14 protein-coding genes are annotated in these 20,373 nt (G+C 46.0%); 11 read left to right on the forward strand and 3 right to left on the reverse strand.

Features of this window, described 5'->3' with window-relative positions; all coding sequences use genetic code 11:
- Nucleotides 1–19: 19 nt before the first annotated feature.
- Complete coding sequence (locus tag F7D73_RS11450; protein ID WP_153124837.1) at nt 20–1,189, reverse strand: ATP-binding protein; 1,170 nt, start codon at nt 1,187–1,189, stop codon at nt 20–22.
- A gap of 300 nt (nt 1,190–1,489) precedes the next feature.
- On the opposite strand from F7D73_RS11450, the gene F7D73_RS11455 reads away from it, so the two are divergent.
- On the forward strand, nt 1,490–1,807 hold the full coding sequence (locus F7D73_RS11455; RefSeq protein ID WP_118313522.1) for a helix-turn-helix domain-containing protein: 318 nt from the start codon (nt 1,490–1,492) through the stop codon (nt 1,805–1,807).
- Nucleotides 1,808–1,815: 8 nt separating this feature from the next.
- Nucleotides 1,816–3,240 (forward strand): hypothetical protein, encoded by a 1,425-nt coding sequence (locus F7D73_RS11460; RefSeq protein WP_153124839.1) that lies wholly within the window; start codon nt 1,816–1,818, stop codon nt 3,238–3,240.
- Between the two features lie 578 nt (nt 3,241–3,818).
- Here F7D73_RS11460 and F7D73_RS11465 read toward each other — a convergent pair.
- On the reverse strand, nt 3,819–4,121 hold the full coding sequence (locus F7D73_RS11465) for a hypothetical protein (RefSeq protein WP_153124842.1): 303 nt from the start codon (nt 4,119–4,121) through the stop codon (nt 3,819–3,821).
- 219 nt (nt 4,122–4,340) lie between these two features.
- Nucleotides 4,341–7,250 carry an outer membrane beta-barrel protein gene (locus F7D73_RS11470; RefSeq protein WP_153124844.1) on the reverse strand — a complete coding sequence of 970 codons (2,910 nt, stop codon included), beginning with the start codon at nt 7,248–7,250 and terminating at the stop codon, nt 4,341–4,343.
- A 246-nt stretch (nt 7,251–7,496) separates the two neighbouring features.
- Here F7D73_RS11470 and leuS point away from each other — a divergent pair, with 246 nt between their 5' ends.
- The 9 genes from leuS to F7D73_RS11515 all read left to right on the forward strand — a co-directional run bounded on the left by leuS (nt 7,497) and on the right by F7D73_RS11515 (nt 19,116).
- Nucleotides 7,497–10,358, forward strand: a complete 2,862-nt coding sequence (gene leuS / locus F7D73_RS11475; RefSeq protein WP_153124845.1) for a leucine--tRNA ligase — start codon at nt 7,497–7,499, stop codon at nt 10,356–10,358.
- Nucleotides 10,359–10,436: 78 nt separating this feature from the next.
- Complete coding sequence (locus F7D73_RS11480; protein ID WP_153124847.1) at nt 10,437–11,396, forward strand: YitT family protein; 960 nt, start codon at nt 10,437–10,439, stop codon at nt 11,394–11,396.
- A gap of 19 nt (nt 11,397–11,415) precedes the next feature.
- The gene (locus F7D73_RS11485; RefSeq protein ID WP_153124849.1) at nt 11,416–12,027 is read left to right on the forward strand and encodes a non-canonical purine NTP diphosphatase; all 612 of its coding nucleotides are present in this window, start codon (nt 11,416–11,418) and stop codon (nt 12,025–12,027) included.
- Between the two features lie 3 nt (nt 12,028–12,030).
- Nucleotides 12,031–12,972 carry a glycosyltransferase family 2 protein gene (locus tag F7D73_RS11490; RefSeq protein ID WP_153124851.1) on the forward strand — a complete coding sequence of 314 codons (942 nt, stop codon included), beginning with the start codon at nt 12,031–12,033 and terminating at the stop codon, nt 12,970–12,972.
- On the forward strand, nt 12,969–14,966 hold the full coding sequence (locus F7D73_RS11495; RefSeq protein WP_153124853.1) for a T9SS type A sorting domain-containing protein: 1,998 nt from the start codon (nt 12,969–12,971) through the stop codon (nt 14,964–14,966). Before F7D73_RS11490 ends, F7D73_RS11495 begins: the two co-directional genes overlap by 4 nt.
- Nucleotides 14,942–16,060 (forward strand): hypothetical protein, encoded by a 1,119-nt coding sequence (locus F7D73_RS11500; protein WP_153124855.1) that lies wholly within the window; start codon nt 14,942–14,944, stop codon nt 16,058–16,060. The genes F7D73_RS11495 and F7D73_RS11500 overlap by 25 nt, the downstream gene beginning before the upstream one ends.
- A complete protein-coding gene (locus F7D73_RS11505) occupies nt 16,057–17,064 on the forward strand; it encodes a glycosyltransferase family 2 protein (RefSeq protein WP_153124856.1) in 1,008 nt (335 codons plus the stop codon). Before F7D73_RS11500 ends, F7D73_RS11505 begins: the two co-directional genes overlap by 4 nt.
- The gene (locus F7D73_RS11510) at nt 16,998–18,002 is read left to right on the forward strand and encodes a glycosyltransferase (protein WP_153124858.1); all 1,005 of its coding nucleotides are present in this window, start codon (nt 16,998–17,000) and stop codon (nt 18,000–18,002) included. The genes F7D73_RS11505 and F7D73_RS11510 overlap by 67 nt, the downstream gene beginning before the upstream one ends.
- Nucleotides 18,003–18,027: 25 nt before the next feature.
- Nucleotides 18,028–19,116 carry a glycosyltransferase family 1 protein gene (locus tag F7D73_RS11515; protein WP_153124860.1) on the forward strand — a complete coding sequence of 363 codons (1,089 nt, stop codon included), beginning with the start codon at nt 18,028–18,030 and terminating at the stop codon, nt 19,114–19,116.
- Nucleotides 19,117–20,373 lie beyond the last annotated feature (1,257 nt).

Here is a 20,373-nt window from a genome sequence, read left to right on the forward strand (position 1 = left end):
TTTGCCAAATCGTGGTATTTTAATAGAGCATGCCAAACATCCATAACGGAATAATGTTTCCATAACCAGTCTCTATATCGTCCTTTACTACATATCCATGCTCTATGTTCTGCAGCTGATTTTGCTTTTTCTTTTTTCCTCCAACCTCGAATGTATATTTCCCGTCTATCAGGAAATCAGATATAGGTGATACTGTTACTGGCATGAATGAGCGTGTCTGATTGAAAAAGAAAGTTTCTCTCACAGTTCCTATCTCAACACTCTTTCCAGCAAGAGTATAGATAAGCGTTGGATTATCCAGATAAATCTTATCTACTTTTCCTAGTCCTTGAATACCACCAGTTGAAGTGCGGAGCTGCCCAATAAGTCCGGATTTCTCCAAGTAGGCGCAAAGGTCGGCAACATTGTTTCTAGAAACTTCCAACTGCCCTCCTATCTGACTCATATTAGGCTTGAATGGTGCACTCTGAGCAATGATGGCAAGTAGTCTTTTGAGTTTTCTTGCTGTTGAAACAGTAAGGTCAGCATATTGCGGAATATCGGTTTCTATCGTTGCATTGACCACTTGCTGAATATACATTCTGATGTCGCCATCAGAAAAAGGATAATATCCTCGTTGCAGATAGTCTGCGAAGTGTTCTAATGGCAAGAAGCCAGTCGGTATATTGACTTCCTGTTGCATAAGCTGTTCTAAAGTACATACAGGAAAGTGGATTCCATGAAAGAGTTCCAGATATTCCCGGTATGATAGACCTTGCATCTCGTACATAAGTGCACGACGGCTCAGGTCAAATGCTCCCTTAGCTATGTCGAGAACAGATGATCCGGTAAACATTACATGGAGTTCGGAATGGTAGTCGTATATTAATTTCAACTCTCTTGCCCAATCCTTGTATTTATGGATTTCATCAATGAAAAGATACTTTCCGCCCATCTTTGCAAATGAATCTGCCAGTTCGGTGAGCCTATGACTGGCAAAATAAAAATCTTCTGCCTGTACATAGAGTGAGTCTTTTCTTGGTAGTTGTTCTTTGATGTGTTGAAGCACCAAAGTTGTTTTACCTACACCTCTTGGTCCCATCAGACCTATCATACGAGCATCCCAATTGATGCGATTATACATATAGCGATGAAACGTAGTACTCGTTTCTCTCAGCAATTTGTCGAATGTTGCTTGTAATTGTTCCATTTTATGCCCGACTATGTTGTTCTTTGGCTGCAAATATACGAATAAATAGCGAAAGTGCACTGGGCTTAGTGCACTTTTTAACGAAAATTGCACTGAATAGAGTGCAATTTTCTAAAATTACATTATAATTGCCAAAAACTAGCAGATAATTTGCGCTTACTTCTCTACCAGCACATCCTGCTCTTCGTAGCTGTCGAATCCCAGACTTTCGAATTATAATTAATAAAGAATAAAAAAAGTGTATATATTTACATATATGCTAACTAATCTGTATTTTTGCATTATATTAAAAAAGAGAATATGTTTGAGCGACCGAAATTTTACACAGAAGACGAAGCTTTAGATAAAGTACTCGGTAAGGAAGGTACACCATTGCGTAATCAATATGAATCAGACATGAATGCTTTTCTGATGGGAGAAGCTATCAAAAAAGCACGCCAATCGAAGAATCTGACTCAAGAGGAACTTGGAGCACTAATTGGAGTAAAGAAATCACAAGTTTCTAGAATAGAAAAAGGAAACAATATCACATTTGCTACCATAGCCAAAGTTTTTAGAGCAATGGGAATCTCTGCCAGCTTTGAAATGGCAGGTATTGGCAAAGTCGCATTATGGTGACAAACTGTATGAGCAGAATCATAGGATATAATATGCTACAGACTCAGCAAGATAAACAAGTCCCCGCATTCAGCTACGAGGTTTTCGATCGTCAACTCGACAATTTTGCAATGATGCTCAAGGTGTTGATGGACGGATGGGAAGATTACAGCTCTCAGGAGATGACCTTCGACATCCACTCCCTATGTACCAAGGCTTCCCGACTCTGCTATCTGGCAGATCAGGACCTCGCCTTGCAGCATACCGATGTTTCCCATCATCGCAAGGAGCAGAACGAAACGTATTTTACCTCCTTCGAACTCATCATCACCACCCAGTTTACCAAATTCATGAAAAAAGTCCTTGCCCAGGTCAAGGCTGGCAAGAAAGTAGAAGGACACTCTTCCCCAATGTTCTCCTCAGAAGTCAGTACGCTCCTGCCTAAGTTGCAGGACCTGCTGGTGATGGATGGCATGAGCAAGGAATCGATACAGATAATGGTGGGAGATATTCTGAATACGGAGAAGCTGATTCAGAAAAATCATAAAATTACGAAGTTTCCGGGAGTGAGATACGAGGAACGTCTGTGGTATCTCATCCGTCTCTATTGCCTCGCCAGCTATTTGGTGCTGCATTTCCGCAGAGTTTGCCACGTTACCAGTTCAGAAATGCCACCCGAGGAAGCGGCACGATTAACGGAATGGGCTGTGCAGAAATACATCTCGGAAAAGGAAAGCAGCGAAAAGCTGGAACTGTATTTCTCCAATCTGCAGTATGACAACGATGGAAAACCGCTCAACGTGAACCAATGGCTCCAGGCAAGAAGGGAGTTGAAGCATCTGGTGCCCCAGAATCTGCTCCTGCTGTTTCTCAATAGTGCAGATGACGTGAGCCAGTTGGGTGCTTCGCTGATAGAAGTGAATTTCTCGAATGATGAATTCATGATGCTCGTGGATGCTGTGGCGAAATACCAGCTCATCACGGAGCATATCCGTGCCATAGAATTTCCGGAGGAATTCGAGCAAGACCTCCATAATGAGGTGTTCTATCTTACGGTGAATGGCCGTTCGGTGGATCTGGAGGAATTGAAGAAATCCATCTCCAAGATGGTGAATCTGGTTTCCAGGAAAAACCACTGGTTCTGCGTATGGAGCGTGCTGAAGCATCTCAACCTGATCAAGCATGAGAGCACCTTCGCCACTTTTGCCCATCAGATGATGAGTGACGACTGGTTTGGCAACATCGATCCTCGTCTCCGCTTTACGGGAGATAATCTGAGCGATTATTCCCGCTACTTCAATGAATATGATTATACCGAATGGAACGAGGAGATGTTTCTGGAGAAGAAGGAGCTGTATGGGATGACGAAATGGTCACCTAAGCTCTATCAGAATTTCTCCTCACTCTGTGCCAGGATGATGCAGGCCATCTGGGGCTACAGCTTCTTCAGCTAGCCCCTTTAATACTGGTTGATGGCAGCAAGAAAAACACATTTAAATGCCTGATTTACAAAATAATATTAAAAGTTCACAAGTTTGTGGTCCACAAACTTGTGAACTTTGTTTTTTTATCCGAATATTGCAGATACAGAATATAATGGATAATTGGCAAGCCAATCCTGCTCCCTGTAAGGTGACATGGATAGGCGCATACCTTTCAATCCCTGATTGCGCTCCACAAACACCCTCAGACTCTTAGCCTGTAAAGGTCATTGCTTGCTTTCCATTGATATAGGTATTTGATGGCATTTCTCTTCATAACTATCTGACTATTTGATGTTTCTGAATGCAAAGATACATTTTTTATTTCAATGAACACAAAAAGTCGTCCTTAAAAATGTATAAAACCACAAAAAGTCGTCCTTAAAAGTGTGGAAAATCACAAAAAGTCGTCCTTAAAAGTGTATTTACATCATACATCTAACAAAATCAAGCGGACTAGTTTGTTTAAAAGAAAGTCTCCCGACAGGCATCAAAAGAATATCTCCCACTAAGCATCCTGACGGGAGCAAGCGCCTAGCGGGAGCAAACAATTAAGATCTGTTCAGTTTTTCTATGATATCCAAAGGTAGCTGAGTAGCCTCGGCTACTTGTTCGGCAGAAAGCCCCATAGCCAGCAAACGCTGAGCTGTTGCGGTGTTAGCTTCTTTTCTTCCTTCTTTCTTACCTATTTCAATACCCTCGGCAAGACCTTCTTCCTTGCCCTGATTTTTCGCTGTATCAATAGAGTTCTTGATATCCCGATAAGCCTTCTTGCTTGCTTCATACTCCCTTACCTCCTGAGGCGTGAACTTGGCAATCTCGGCCTCCTTGTATCTTTCTTCTACCTGTTTCATACGATATTCATTTAAATTATATACAAATTATTTATATGCAAAGATAAACCGAACAAATCTTCTGCCTGTACATAGAGTGAATCTTTTCTTGGTAGTTGTTCTTTGCTGCAAATATACGAATAAATAGCGAAAGTGCACTGAATTCAGTGCACTTTTTAACAAAAAATGCACTCTACTCAGTGCACTTTTCTTAAATCACAGTAAAATCAAAACAGGGTGTTATTTCTTACTCTTAGGCGCTTTACTGAATTTATACATCAAATGCAACATCGCATAGCTTGGCAGCGTATTGTTCCATTTCTCTGTCTTGCCCTGGCCGCCCACCTCATACACGGTGCTCGACAGATTCTGAAGAATATCAAAAGCCTCTGCCTTCAGCGTCAGCTTGCCTTTGCAGAACGAGCGGGATAGCGAGGCGTTCCATACCAGATCACTGGTGTTAAACGACTTCTCACTGTAACCACGCCTGCAATATTCCTTCAGGTCGGTAGAGAGCGAAATGCCCAGAGGCAAGGTGTAAGTCATGTTGCCACCATACTCAAAATCATAGGCATTCAATTTCTCGAAATTGCTGCGGTCGCTCGTACCATGCTTCCACTCCACCTTTCCACCCAGGTTGATGCTCAACTTGTCTTTCTGATACTTGAAGTACAAACTGTTACCCAACTCAGTTCTGAGCACATAGCAGAGCTGGGTAGAATTATCATCGTAAGCTATATCAAAATCCTTGCGGCGCAAACCGTTAAACCACAGACGATAATCCAGACGGAACAATCTAGCCTTGTCAAGAGCCACACCATAAGATGTCGTCGTCCAGAAATCCCAGTTGCCGCCACCACCAATATTATCACTCATATAGGTGTAGCCACCCGTCTGCGAATTATAAGTAGTACGGGTACCCACAAGATTGTGATAGAAATTACCCGTAGCGAAGAATCCTATATACTGCTGATTCTTGAGTCCGTTGAAACGGATGTTTACATCGTAATGATGATACAGCGAATTCTCCAGGTCCGGATTGTTCACCCTCACCGCCAGCGGATTCGAATTGTCTCTGTATGGCATGATGCTGAAGAAATCAGGCGTCTGGCTCTGCATATAATAATATAAGCGGATAGACTTCTTACCGTCACTACAATCATACATGAACGATGGCTTGAACACCACACGGTTTCTCCGGGCTATCGTGTCGAGAGTCGAAGTATGGTAATAGAGACGCTCTTTTTCTTCAGAAATGCTCAGCGATAGAAACAGGTATGAAGATCTATCATTTCTTTGGAATACAAGTTCACCACCCGTATTCTTTTTCATCGTCTGATAGCTTCTACTCACATCCTCGTCTATCACCCCCGAAAGCTGCTCCATGTTAGAAGGCAGCGTGGCGAACATCAGTTCCGGATTGGCTATCCAGTCGCCGCCAAGCTCATCCAGGCGGTATTTCAAGCCCTTCACCGATTGATAGGTCTGCGCAAATTTGGGTTCTATAAACATTGCCCATTTAGAATATGGAATTGCTATTTCATAATACAAGCTGGCATTCATATCATAGCTGTTCTGTCTGCTGTCGTTGTAATAGTTACGCAAATCCTTCTCGCCAGTCTTGAAATACTCATTGCGGTTCAGGCTGAAAGACTCGTTTGGCTTGGAGCTGGTATACTTTCCAGACATGTCCAGAGTTATTCTGTCACCCCATGGCAACTTATACCATACCGAAGCAGTCTGACTACCTGTGAATGTATGTACTTTTGAGCGTGACTGATAGAGCGACCGGTTGGTGATGATGTCATGCAAGCTACCACTAACATTCTGTGCAAAGGTAGAATCGATGGTCTGCCTGATATCGCCCCATCTTTCAGGATTGGCAGAATAGGTAGCACTGAGGTTTGACGAAGATGACTTTCTGTCGGAGTAGTCGATACGGGTATCCAACCATACTCCCAACTTTCCACTCACCCCGAAGTTATTGTAGAGGTTGAAACTATGGTTGTCGCTGCGCGAATCACTGATACTTCTACCGAAGATATTGCCTGTAGAGGCAAAATTCTCCTGCGAACTGTGGGTCAAGTCATGCGTATTGTCCCAAGCAAACGTAACGTTTCCCTGCTCTCTTATTTCCTGGCTCTTCGATGTCGTATTAAAGTCAACGCCCACTTGGCGGGTAGTCTTTTGTCCCTGCGGACTGTTGGAAGGCGACCAGTCGCCCTGACTTCCCGGTCTTCGTGTTTCGTTCTTGTTATTCATGTTGCCGAATACCGAGATTCGAGAATTGTCAGTGTAGTAGAGACCGAAGAGACGAGCCAGATATCGGTCTTCGCTTCCCCCCGCCGCCTCCACGTTGGCGATGTATCCACGGGAGTACTCACGCTTCAGGGCCACATCCATCACATAGTCTTTCTTCTCCATCTCCTTCCCCATGAGTCGGCTTTTTTCAGAAGAACGGTCATACACCTTCAGCTCCTTTACGGTATAGTAAGGAAGATTGTCGAGCATCACCTGATTCTTCCCCTTGAAGAAGTCTTTTCCGTTGAGGAGCAGATAATCTATCTTTTTGCCGTTTACGTAAATATCGCCATTACTCTTCATTTCGGCTCCCGGCATCTGTCTGACCAGCGCATCGAGCATGGAGCCATCAGGCACATTGAATGCGCTGGCGTTAAAGACGAGCGTATCGCCACGGTAAGCCAGTTTCACCTTGGTGCCTGTCACCACCACGTCGTCGAGGGCAACATCCTTATTGAATTTCTTCTTGAGCAAAAGCGAAGGGAATGAGAAATCCTTATTGCGTCCAATGTATTTGATGGTATGATTGATGCACTTCGTCTCATAGCCATCACACGCTGCCTTGATGATATAAGAAGCGGGACGTGCTGGCACTTGAGTATGATAAAAGAGGTGTTTTTCCCATCCCCTCGTAGTCATGGTATCTATCACGTTGCTGTCCTTGTCCATCACCGTGACAAAGGCCTTCAGATAGGCTTGGGTAAACGAATCTTTCACGTCACCATAGACTTCTACTTTATGCTCTTTCTTTTTCTTGTCTTGGTTGTTTTGCTGTTGCAGCTGATAGCCGTAAGCATAATTTGGCAATACAGCCATCAAAAACAAGATAATCAAGTTAATAGATTTCATATTATTATCAGTTAGTTAGTTATTATTCACCACATTCTCTCATCTACCTACCGTTTTGCCCCATCAGGCAGCAAAGATACTGATAGACTTTGCAAAGATACAAAAAAAAACTCTACTCGCATTCCTTTTCTAAAAATAAATGACGATTTATTTTGTAATATGCTAAAATAAATGTAATTTTGCACCTTGAATGGGGTTATACCTTATTATATTAAAGAAAAGAAACAAAATAATTAGATAAAGACAATGGAATACAACTTCAGAGAAATCGAGAAGAAATGGCACCAGAAATGGGTCGAGAACAAGACCTACAAGGTGACTGAGGATGAAAACAAGAAGAAATTCTATGTGCTCAACATGTTCCCTTATCCATCAGGAGCTGGTCTGCACGTAGGTCACCCACTTGGTTATATCGCTAGCGATATCTATGCACGCTACAAGCGTTTGAACGGATTCAACGTACTGAACCCTATGGGTTACGATGCTTACGGTTTGCCTGCTGAGCAGTATGCTATCCAGACAGGTCAGCACCCAGAGGTAACTACCGTGGCTAACATCAACCGCTACCGCGAGCAGCTCGACAAGATTGGCTTCTGCTTCGATTGGGACCGCGAGGTCCGCACCTGCGACCCTAAGTATTACCATTGGACTCAGTGGGCTTTCCAGAAGATGTTCAACTCATTCTTCTGCAACAGCTGCCAGAAGGCTCAGCCTATCGAGAAGCTCATCAAGCACTTCGAGGAGAAGGGTTCTGCTGACCTGAACGTGGCTCAGAACGAGCAGATCGACTTCACTGCCGAGGAGTGGAACAGCTTCGACGACATGAAGAAGCAGCAGATCCTGATGAACTACCGCATTGCTTACCTCGGCGAAACCATGGTTAACTGGTGCCCAGGTCTGGGTACTGTGCTTGCCAACGACGAGGTAGTAAACGGCGTAAGTGAGCGTGGCGGTTATCCTGTCATCCAGAAGAAGATGCAGCAGTGGTGTTTGAGAACTTCTGCTTACTCTCAGCGATTGCTCGACGGTTTGGAGACCATCCAGTGGAGCGACAGTATCAAGGAAACCCAGAAAAACTGGATTGGCCGTTCTGAGGGTACAGAGGTAGTATTCTCTGTAAAGGACAGCGACGTGAAGTTCACCATCTTCACCACCCGTGCCGATACCATGTTTGGTGTTACCTTCATGGTTCTGGCTCCAGAGAGCGAGTATGTTCAGCAGGTAACTACTGCCGAGCAGAAGGAAGAGGTAGAGAAGTATCTCGACTACGTGAAGAAGCGTACCGAGCTGGACCGTATGGCTAACCACAGCGTAACCGGTGTATTCTCAGGAAGTTATGCCATCAACCCATTCACCGGTGAGGCAATCCCTGTATGGATTTCAGAATATGTATTGGCAGGATATGGTACAGGTGCCATCATGGCTGTGCCAGCTCACGATAGCCGTGACTACGCCTTTGCCAAGCACTTCAACCTGCCTATCATTCCTCTTATCGAGGGTGCTGATGTTTCAGAGGAGAGCTTCGATGCCAAGGAAGGTATCGTAACCAACTCACCTGTAGCAGGCAAGAGCAGCATGGACGGTTTTTCTCTGAACGGACTCACCGTGAAGGAGGCTATCGCAGCTACCAAGAAGTTTGTTACCGAGAAGGGCATCGGCCGAGTTAAGGTTAACTATCGTCTCCGCGACGCCATCTTCTCTCGTCAGCGCTACTGGGGTGAGCCATTCCCTGTATATTACAAGGACGGAATGCCACAGATGGTTCCAGAGGAGTGCCTGCCACTCGAATTGCCAGAGATTGAGACCTACAAGCCAACAGAAACTGGCGAGCCACCATTGGGCAGAGCCAAGAAGTGGGCTTGGGATGCTGAAAAGAAAGAGGTGGTTGACAAGAGCCTCGTAGATAACAAGACCGTATTCCCACTGGAGCTCAACACCATGCCAGGTTTCGCAGGTTCTTCTGCTTACTATCTGCGCTACATGGATCCTCACAACGACGAGGCACTCGTAGGCAAGAAGGCTGATGAGTACTGGCAGAACGTGGACCTCTACGTAGGTGGTTGCGAGCATGCTACCGGTCACCTGATTTACTCTCGTTTCTGGAACAAGTTCCTCTTCGACCTCGGCGTAAGCTGCAAGGAAGAGCCATTCCAGAAGCTGGTGAACCAGGGTATGATCCAGGGTCGCTCTAACTTCGTTTACCGCATCAACAGCGATGACCACGACAAGGCTCCTGTATTCGTAAGCTTGAACCTGAAGAAGGATTACGACGTAACTCCTATCCACGTAGATGTAAACATCGTAAGCAACGATGTATTGGATATCGAGGCATTCAAGGCTTGGCGCCCTGAGTATCAGAACGCTGAGTTCATCCTGGAAGATGGCAAGTACATCTGCGGATGGGCTATCGAGAAGATGTCTAAGAGTATGTTCAACGTGGTAAATCCAGATATGATTGTTGAGAAGTATGGTGCTGATACCCTGCGTCTCTACGAAATGTTCCTGGGTCCTGTAGAGGCAAGCAAGCCTTGGGATACCAACGGTATCGACGGTTGCCACCGCTTCCTGAAGAAGTTCTGGGGTCTGTTCTACGAGAACCGCACCGACAACTTCCTTCCTTCAGCCGACGAGGCAGCGAAGCCAGAGAGCCTGAAGAGCGTTCACAAGCTCATCAAGAAGGTAAGTGAGGATATTGAGAAGTTCTCTTACAACACTTCTATCTCAGCCTTCATGATTGCCGTGAACGAACTCGGTCAGCAGAAGTGCCGCAACAAGGAACTCTTGAAGGATCTCGTCATCCTCATCGCTCCATTCGCTCCACACATCGCAGAAGAGTTGTGGGCAGCACTTGGCGAGCAGGGCAGCGTCTGCGATGCTGCATGGCCTAAATATGATGAGCAGTATCTGAAGGAGAACGACATGCAGCTCACCATTTCCTTCAACGGTAAAGCTCGTTTCCAGATGACTTTCCCTGTGGATACTCCTAACGAGGAAATCCAGAAGCAGGTATTGGCAGACGAGAAGAGCCAGAAGTACTTGGAAGGATTCAACGTATTGAAGGTAATCATCGTACCGAAGAAGATTGTCAACGTAGTGTTGAAAAAGTAATTTATTGATAATATACAGAAGGTCGTCTCATCTAAAAATGGGCGACCTTCTGTGCTTTAAAAATACGAGGAAAATATTATGCAAATAGCAATCAGTCAAACAATTAAGAATGAGTGCAAGGATTATTTCTACATCACCCTTGGACTCTTGCTTTACACATTTGGATGGACCATTTTTCTGCTTCCATACCAGATAGTAACGGGTGGCGTAACGGGTATCGCAGCCGTGATTTACTACGGCACGGGGATACCTATCTATTTGTCATATTTTCTCATCAATGCTGCCTTGCTGCTTGCCGCACTGAAGATACTGGGATTCAAGTTCATGGTGAAGACCATCTATGCCATCATCATGCTCTCCGTGTTCCTGGCTGTGGCGCAAGACTGGATGATAGGTGAAGATGGAAAGATGATACAGGTGCTGGGCGAGGGACAGGACTTCATGTCGCTCATCATCGGCTGTCTGTTTACGGGATTATCGCTCGCCGTCGTCTTCCTGCACAATGGAAGTACGGGTGGAACGGATATCATCGCCGCCATCGTGAACAAATATCACAACATCTCGCTGGGCCGGGTGCTCATCTTCGTGGATCTCCTCATCGTGGGCAGTTCGTTCTTCGTCTTCAATGCCAAACCAGATTTCACTACGATTGATGCAGTAAGAAAGGTAGTATTCGGTCTCTGTACGATGGTAATAGAGAACCTGGTGCTCGACTATGTGATGAATGCCAAGCGAGAGAGTGTACAGTTCATGATATTCAGCAAGAAGTATCAGGAGATAGCCAACGCCATCGGTACGCAGATGGACCATGGTGTGACGATTCTGGATGGCCACGGCTGGTATACGGGCGATGAGATGAAGGTGCTCTGTATCCTGGCAAAGAAGAACGAGAGCGTAACCATCTTCCGTATCGTCAAGATCATCGACCCGAATGCCTTCGTCAGCCAGAGTGCCGTCATCGGTGTATATGGCGAGGGATTTGATGAAATGAAGGTGAAAATCAAGGAAAAAGACATTAAGAAACTGAATAGTGATTAATTATTAGTGATTATTTATTATGAAAATAGTTTTTGCAACAAATAACCAGCATAAGCTCCAGGAGATTCGCGACATCCTGGGCAGCGACTACGAGGTAGTATCGCTGAAGGAAATAGGATGCAACGTGGACATTCCTGAAACCGGAAACACACTGGAAGAGAATGCTTTGCAGAAAGCACAGTATGTTTACGACCATTATCATCTGAGCTGCTTTGCCGATGATACCGGACTGGAGGTAGAGGCGCTGGATGGTGCTCCGGGCGTTCATAGTGCCCGATATGCTGAGGGAACCGACCACGACAGCGAGGCAAACATGGCCAAGCTATTGAGAGAACTGAATGGGAAAGAGAACAGAAAGGCTCGCTTCCGTACCGTTATCTGCTACATAGAGAAGCAGGATGTATGTCCTTGCGGATGTACCAGCATCAAGAAAATCCATCAGTTTGACGGCATCGTAAACGGTTCTATCGCTACCGAGAAGCACGGCACGGAAGGCTTCGGCTACGACCCTATTTTCGTTCCTGAAGGCTACGACAAGAGCTTTGCCGAACTGGGCGAGGAAATCAAGAACGGCATCAGCCATAGAGCCAGAGCCGTGGCTAAACTGGCAGAATATCTGAAAAAGAAATAAGGTATGATTAATACCCTTTCGATATTAATCCCTACATATAATAATGTATGTCTTGAGCTTGTAAAGTCCTTACAGGCTCAAGCTTCATTATTGTCTTCTTCCTCGGAAACCCGCTCTTCTTCCCCGAAATCATCCTCCCGTTTCGAATACGAAATCCTGGTTGCCGATGATAGTTCTACCGATAAGGGAACCGTAGAGGAGAACCGAATCATCAACACCCTCCCCCATTGCCGATATATAGAAAGAGAAAAGAACGTGGGCAGAGCTGCCATCCGGAATTTCCTGGCACAGGAGGCAAAATATCCCTGGCTGCTCTTTATTGACAGCAATATGAATGTGATCAGCAGTCAGTATCTTGCCGATTATCAAAGAGAAAAGGAGAGCGACGTCATCTATGGCGGTTATCAGATAAAACGGGATGCTGAAACCATGGAACGGCTGAAGTATAACTTACGATATATCTTCGAATCAGCCGGCACGCAGAATGGAAATCATCTCCAGCGCCAGGCTAATCCCTATGCAGATTTCCACACCTCCAACTTCATCGTGAAGCAGAATATCATGCTCAGATATCCCTTCGACGAAAGGTTTATCCACTATGGATATGAAGATGTACTATGGGGTAAAAACCTGAAAGACAACCACATATCCATTCTCCACGTAGATAATCCACTGGGTTATGAACACTTTATCGGCAACATGTCGTTTATCCGCAAGACAGAGGAAAGCCTGCACACCCTCTATCAGTTCAGAACCGAACTGCAGGGCTATTCCAGAATCATCAGTTATGCCGGCAAGCTGAAGCGCTGCCGTCTCTATCCGCTCTGCCAGCATCTCTTCCCGCTGCTGAGTCTGCCAATAAAAGCAAGGCTCACAGGCAATAAACCCAGCATTTTTCTGTTTAATATATATAAGTTATTATATTATATACATCTGGATATATGAGCAAGAAAATATTGATACTCCTTACGTTCCTGATTCTGCAGGTTGCATCCTACCGCACATTCGCTGCCATCGGCGACTGGAAAGCCTATATGGCATATAGCGAAGTGCAGGAGATAGAACCTGCAGGAAACCTGATTTTCGTACAGGCTTCCAACAATCTCTATGTCTACAACAGGAACGACCAGAGTATCCAGACCTTCAGCAAGGTAGACTATCTGAGCGACTGCGATATCCAGCACATCGCCTACAACAAGGCTGCCGGACGCCTGCTGATTCTCTACAGAAATGCCAATATCGACCTGATGAACAGCAGTAATTTCGAAGTTCAGAACCTTTCTGATTACTATACGGCTGCTACCACCGGCGATAAATCGGTAAACGATATCTATATATATGGTAAATATGCCTATCTCAGCAACGGTTTCGGCATCGTCAAGGTGAACGTGGCAGATGGCGAAATCAGCGATACCTATCAGCTCGGATTCAAGGTTGACTGGTGCGAGATAAAAGACCGGTATATCTATGCCTACAGCCAGGCGAGCGGACAATACCGTGCCCCGCTCACCAGCAACCTGCTCGATAGGAACAGCTGGAGCAGGGTGGGAGATTATGCTGCCCGGAAGCAGGAAGACAAGAGCGAACTCAGGCAGATAGTAAGCACCCTGAAGCCGGGAGGTCCGAAGTATAACTACTTTGGATTCATGAAGTTCGACCGGGGACAGCTATATACCTGCGGAGGCGGCTATAACGTGATGCAGGACATGCGACGCCCAGGCTGCATCCAGCTTCTGGCCAACCAGGAATGGAACATCTATGAAGACAATTTTCATGAGGCAGCCGGAAATCCTTCCTATATGGACATCAACTGCATCGATTTCAATCCGCTGCATCCCGATACCCTTTTTGCATGCGGAAGAACCGGCCTCTACAAGTTTGCCGATGGCAGATTCATCAAGCATTACAGCTACGACAACAGTCCGCTGGTTTCCGTATTCGGTTCAGACAAGAACTACGTGGTCGTGCAGGGTCTTACGTTCGACAGCCAGGGCAAGCTCTGGCTCATCAACAGCATGAACAAGGAAAAGAACCTGCTCACCTATCAGGACGGAACCTGGACGGCGCTTTCGCAGAACGAGTTATCTACATTGCCCAACATGAGCCATCTGCTGATAGACAGCAGGAACATCCTGTGGTTCAGCAACGACAACTGGCAGAATCCGGCATTCTTCAGATATGACATGGCGAACAACAAGCTGTATTCTACCACCAATTTCATCAATGAGGATGAAACTAAGTTTACAACTTATTGGCTGAAGGATATCAAGGAAGACCGGTTACACAACATCTGGCTGGCAACGGATGCGGGTCCGATACTGATAGAAAAGAAGGAAACAACCCAGGAATCCCCGGTATTGACACAGGTGAAAATTCCAAGAAACGACGGTACCAATTTTGCCGACTATCTGCTGGGAGGCGTAAGCATCAGCGCCATCGCCATCGATGAGGGCAACAGAAAATGGTTTGGAACCAGCAGCAACGGTGTCTATCTCATCAGCGACGACAATATGGAGGAAATCCATCATTTCACGTCGGGCAACAGTCCTCTGCTCTCTGACAACATCGAGTCGATAGCCACCAACGATGCCACCGGCGAGGTATTCTTCGGCACCGACAAGGGTCTCTGCTCCTATATGAGCAACGCCAGCAAGACCAATGACGAAATGACCAGTGACAATGTCTGGGCCTATCCTAACCCCGTGAAACCTGATTATACGGGACTCATCACCATCACCGGATTGTCATTCCAGGCAGATGTCAAAATTGTCACTTCCAACGGTGTCCTCGTAAACCAGGGCAAGAGCAACGGAGGCTCCTATACCTGGGACGGCAGAAACAGGAAGGGAGAAAAGGTGGCTAGCGGTATCTATATGGTAGAAACGGCAACAAACGAAGGTAATCAAGGAACAGTATGCAAAATTGCAATCATCAGATAAAAGATATAAATACATATATTCTGTATGTGCTCTATTTTCTCATCAATGCTTTGTTCATCACGAAGTATCTGATGAGGATAAGCCTCTCTGTCACCCTTCTGGTGCTTTCTGCCTACCTTCTTGCCGGTCTGCTTCTCCCCCGTCTTGCTGCTCGTGTAGGGCATGTGGGCAGTCGCAGCCTCTGGTTCGCCATCCTCGGCTTCATCCTCGTTTTGGCGGGCATGCAATATCTCATCGACCCCTATCAGATACAGGTAGACAGATGGTCGGCAATCCACAATTTCATCAATTATCTGGTGCATGGCAGATACCCCTATATGGCTCCAACCCATCTGGGCGGCTACGGATCTCCCTTTCCCGTCTGGCAGTTTCTGCACATCCCGTTCTATTATCTCAACAATGTAGGACTCTCCCTTTTTGCGGTCTTAGCCTTCACGCTATATACCGTCAAACGCCTGTATGGCAACAGGGCAACACTCTGTTTCCTAGCGTGTCTGCTCTATTCTCCAGCCTTCCTATACGAGATATTCGTCAGGAGCGACCTGATGGCAAACTTCCTGCTGGTGCTGGCAGTCATCAACCTGCTGCTGATAAAGCAGGCAGGTTTATCCACCCGTCCCGTACTCTTTTCCCTCCTGCTGGGAATGCTGCTCAGCACGCGGTTGGCAGTCGCCATTCCGTTCTTCATCTTCCTGCTGCGCCCCTTCCTTTCATTAAACCTTCGGAGGAAAACAAGCTTCTTAGTGGGAATTTTCCTGACATTCAGCCTCACGTTTCTCCCCTTCCTGCTGTGGGATATGAAGAGTCTGCTGTTCTTCGAATACAATCCCTTCGTCCTGCAGACCCGCCAGGGCAGCCTGTCGGGCATCCTCCTGCTGATACCTGTCATGATCTATCTCGCATTCAGCTGGCAGGACAGCAGAAGAAGACTGTATGGCAACATAGGCTACGGACTCTTCCTCCTCACCGCCGTCACGTTCATCATCAATATGGCAACATCCGGCAACTACCGGCTGTTCAGTCCCACATACGACATCTCCTATTTCAGCATGTCGCTGCCATTCATCATCATAGCAAACATCAGAAAGTCATGAAACTGAGCATTATCATACCCGTATATCGCACGCAGGATACCCTGGAAAGATGCCTGGAGAGTATCCTGCAGCAATCATTCACCGACTATGAGATGATTCTCGTAGACGATGGATCAGACGACGGCTGTCCCCAGCTCTGCGATGAATATGCCCGGAAAGATGCCCGCATCAGGGTAATTCACAAGGAAAACGGAGGCTTGAGCGATGCCCGCAATGCCGGAATCAGAAAGGCACGGGGAGAATATATCACCTTTGTGGATAGCGATGATACGATGGTGGATAACACCCTGGAAAACCTGATTCAGGAAATCGGGAAGCATCCCCATGTCGACATTCTGGAGTATTCTGTATCAGAGAGATACGGCAACCGGAAGAGACAGTCAGAACTCACCTTCACGCCTGCCGAATATCAGAATCCGCTGGACTACTGGTTTGCCGAAAGGGGATATCAGCATACCTATGCCTGGAATAAGATCTACAGGCGTCATCTTTTCGACAACGTAGAATTTCCCAAGGGCAGGACCTTCGAAGACGCATGGACCACCCCGCTGCTGATAGGACTGGTTTCTGATAGGAAGGACGGGAAAGCCTTCCCCGTCATCAGGGTCACGGATATAGGGAAATACGTCTATCACTGGAACAGTCGGGGCATCACAGCCCAGGCAAAATATGGGGATTTGAAATCATTATACGATGCCCATATCCGCATCCTGACCAGCATCATGCACCGGTTCAAGGCGCATCCCGCCTATCTGCAGCAATACGGAGAACAGCTGCAGGACTATATGGCGCAGATACTGAACATCATGCTCGATCTCTACGACGTTTCCGGGAAGCTGGAACCTTCCCCGCCTCTCGTGGAATATCTTGCCGGGATAGATAAAGGAATCCATCCGTTCAAACTTCAACTTCTTAAAATATTAGGTTATCAACGATTATGCAAAGTCAATCATCTTATACATCAAATTCTCTGTCTGGGCAGAAAGCTCAGATACCACTGGTAAGTTTCATCATCACCACCTACAACCTGCCGTCAGAATATCTGGAATTCTGCCTGAAAAGCATCCTGCAGCTCTCGCTCAATCCCAAAGAGCGCGAAATCATCATCGTCGACGATGGAAGCGACCTCTCGCCCATCCACGACCTGATGGACTATCAGGACGATTTCATCTATCTGCGCCAGCGCAACCAGGGCTTGTCGATAGCACGGAACACGGGCATCAAGATAGCTACCGGCAGATTTCTGCAGTTTATTGACGGCGATGACTATCTGATCCAGCGGGGCTATGAACACTGTCTCGATCTCGTGAGATATCACAACCCCGACATCGTATATTTCGAATTGACGGATAAGGAGATTAAGGAGGTACCTTATTCATATACCGAACCGGTTAGCGGCAGTATCTTCCTGCACAACAACAACTTACGGGGTTCAGCCTGCAGCTATGTCTTCAGGAGAGATATCCTCCAGAACCAGCGCTTCACCCCGGGCATCCTGCACGAGGACGAGGAATTCACCCCGCTCCTCTTCCTGAAGGCTGAAAGAGTCATCACCACCGATGCCAGGGCATATTTCTACCGCACGAGGAAAGACTCCATCATGCATCAGAAGGAGAATATGCGCCACAATCTGAGGCGACTCGCCGATACCGAGCTCGTCATCTGCCATCTGCAGGAGAAGGCGGCGCTGCTGTCTGATACGGAGAGAGTGGCCCTCAACCGCAGAATAGCCCAGCTCACCATGGACTATCTCTACAACACTATCCTGCTCACCCGCAGCACCCGTCATCTGGAAGATGCCATGAAGCGGCTCCACGACAAGGGGCTCTATCCGCTTCCAGACAAGAAATACACCAAGAAATACCAGCTGTTCTGCAAGGCGATAAGAAGCAAGGTGGGCAGAAGACTCATGGTCATGACCCTGCCCCAGCTGAAGGGATAAAAATTCATTTTTAGATTCATAGGATATGAAAATACTACTCATGGGAGAATACAGCAACGTTCATGCCACACTTGCCGAGGGACTCCGACAGCTGGGGCATCAAGTTACCGTGCTCTCCAACGGCGACTTTTGGAAGAACTATCCGCGGGATATCGACCTGGTCAGGAAGCCTGGGAAATGGGGCGGAATAGCGTATATGGCACGGTTGTATGCGCTGTTGCCCAAGCTTCGCGGATATGATGTCGTACAGCTCATCAATCCCATGTTTCTCGAGTTGAAGGCAGAGCGCATCCTGCCCGTCTACCGCTATCTGAAACGGCACAACGGGAAGATCATCCTGGGCGGTTTCGGGATGGACTATTATTGGGTGAGTGGCTGCTGCAACGACAAACCGCTGAGATACAGCGATTTCAACATGGGAGAGACCCTGCGGACCAACGCTGACGCCCTGAAGGAAAAGAAAGACTGGCTGGGCACGGAGAAGGAAAGGCTCAACAGAATCATAGCCGGCGAGTGCGACGGCATCGTGACGGGACTCTATGAATACTGGGCATGCTATCACCCGAAATTTCCCACAAAGACTACATTTATCCCTCTCCCCATCAAGCCCCATGACCTGGAACCGGCTCAGGAGGATAGTGATAAGGTAAGGGTTTTCATCGGCATCAACAGAAGCCGGAGCGAATATAAGGGCACGGACGTCATGCTGAAGGCTGCCCAGGCGATAGCAGAAAAATATCCCGACAGGATGGAGCTGCGCCAGGCAGAAAACCTGCCCTTCCGGGAATACGTAAGGATGATGAACGGGAGCGATGCCATCCTCGACCAGCTTTACAGCTACACTCCCTCCATGAATCCGCTGGAAGCGATGGCAAGGGGCATCATCTGCATAGGAGGTGGAGAACCGGAAAACTACGAGATTCTTCATGAAACCCAGCTTCGTCCCATCATCAACGTAGAGCCCAGCTACGAGAGTGTCTACGGAGAACTGGAAAAACTCATCCTGCATCCAGAGCGGATACCTCTGTTGAAAAAGCAAAGTATGGAATATATAGAAAAGCACCACCATTATATAAAGGTGGCTCGCGAATATGAAGCCTTTTACAGAAAATAAAAAAAGAGCACTCAATCACTTGAGCACTCTTTTTTATAATTAGATTAAACTTTCTAATTTTATTTGTATAAGTAAAAGATGATGAAAAGACGTTTCACAACGTCCGTTTGTTTTAACTGATGCAAAGTTACAACATTTCGGATTACCAATGTCGTAAATTTTGTCTTTTCAGGAGGTTAAAAATATTGTTTAATATAAAAGAAAACAGTTTTCACCACCTATCAGCCAGTTTTTACCACCTATTTTAAACTCATCCGGTGTAATTTCTGATAATATTTACTGCATTATTTATTTGTTAATTACTCAAGTTTCGCCAGTAAGCTCCAAGCGCAAAGGATGATACACACGCAAAGGAACCCCCACACACCCTTTATCTTTCCGCTTCGCGTCGGTGACCATTGGACCAGGGCGTGTAGGGGCAAGTGAGTGTAGATATTTATTTTTTATATTATAGAACAATCAATGGAATAAAAAAGGGAAGAGGATTCATACTCTTGAAAATACATAAATACACTATCTCTATCAGGAAGTATCTGTAAGAAAGAGTTACTTGTCTAGAAACTGTTGAAAGAGCGATTTTTGACTCAGTGACTCAGTTACTCAGTGACTCAGTTTATTTCAGACCCCCTATCTGCCAATCTTGATTATAAATTGTAAGTATATAAATTATATTATATATATTATATATATAATATCTATTCTATAGAGAGAAAAGTATACGGCTTGAAATAAACTGAGTCACTGAGTCTCTGAGTCACTGAGTCATTTTTGCAGTTGATTGATTTTTCGGATAATAAGCTTGTTTGAAGACATTTAAGTCACAACTCTATTTTTTCTGCTCCGCAACTCTATGTTTTTCTTCTCTCAAAACTATGACTTGTAATTATTAACCAACTTACAATTTGAAAGCTGCTGAAAATCGGGCCTTATCACAACCCGAAATTTGGTGGAATCAAAAAAAAGTCATATCTTTGCATCGTGATTAGGAGAAAGGCATCAACCTCTCCTTCACACCATCAATCGGAAGATATAGGCGCCAATCGGAAGAAAAATGGAAACAATTAATAATTTACAATTAATATCTACACATGGGCAGCTCTTGTCTATATGCCACGATGAACAGGTGGCGTATAAACCCCTTTCTTTATGAGAGCGAAAGCATCTTCTCGATAGGTTGGACGGCATCCTTAAATCCAGTAAAAGAACATGCAAATACTGCTTAATGGTTCCGATTAATAGTTAAATAACAATAACAAG

The organism is Segatella copri (assembly GCF_009494395.1).
In the GTDB taxonomy this organism is placed as follows: domain Bacteria; phylum Bacteroidota; class Bacteroidia; order Bacteroidales; family Bacteroidaceae; genus Prevotella.

Excerpts from the sequence above, each read along its gene's own strand:
- F7D73_RS11455 (WP_118313522.1), top strand. The coding sequence starts at position 1,490 with ATGTTTGAGCGACCGAAATTTTACACAGAAGACGAAGCTTTAGATAAA.
- F7D73_RS11470 (WP_153124844.1), bottom strand. The coding sequence starts at position 7,250 with ATGAAATCTATTAACTTGATTATCTTGTTTTTGATGGCTGTATTGCCA.
- F7D73_RS11495 (WP_153124853.1), top strand. The coding sequence starts at position 12,969 with ATGAGCAAGAAAATATTGATACTCCTTACGTTCCTGATTCTGCAGGTT.
- F7D73_RS11505 (WP_153124856.1), top strand. The coding sequence starts at position 16,057 with ATGAAACTGAGCATTATCATACCCGTATATCGCACGCAGGATACCCTG.
- F7D73_RS11450 (WP_153124837.1), bottom strand. The coding sequence starts at position 1,189 with ATGGAACAATTACAAGCAACATTCGACAAATTGCTGAGAGAAACGAGT.
- F7D73_RS11515 (WP_153124860.1), top strand. The coding sequence starts at position 18,028 with ATGAAAATACTACTCATGGGAGAATACAGCAACGTTCATGCCACACTT.
- F7D73_RS11480 (WP_153124847.1), top strand. The coding sequence starts at position 10,437 with ATGCAAATAGCAATCAGTCAAACAATTAAGAATGAGTGCAAGGATTAT.
- F7D73_RS11460 (WP_153124839.1), top strand. The coding sequence starts at position 1,816 with ATGAGCAGAATCATAGGATATAATATGCTACAGACTCAGCAAGATAAA.
- F7D73_RS11490 (WP_153124851.1), top strand. The coding sequence starts at position 12,031 with ATGATTAATACCCTTTCGATATTAATCCCTACATATAATAATGTATGT.
- F7D73_RS11465 (WP_153124842.1), bottom strand. The coding sequence starts at position 4,121 with ATGAAACAGGTAGAAGAAAGATACAAGGAGGCCGAGATTGCCAAGTTC.
- F7D73_RS11510 (WP_153124858.1), top strand. The coding sequence starts at position 16,998 with ATGCAAAGTCAATCATCTTATACATCAAATTCTCTGTCTGGGCAGAAA.
- F7D73_RS11500 (WP_153124855.1), top strand. The coding sequence starts at position 14,942 with ATGCAAAATTGCAATCATCAGATAAAAGATATAAATACATATATTCTG.
- F7D73_RS11485 (WP_153124849.1), top strand. The coding sequence starts at position 11,416 with ATGAAAATAGTTTTTGCAACAAATAACCAGCATAAGCTCCAGGAGATT.
- leuS (WP_153124845.1), top strand. The coding sequence starts at position 7,497 with ATGGAATACAACTTCAGAGAAATCGAGAAGAAATGGCACCAGAAATGG.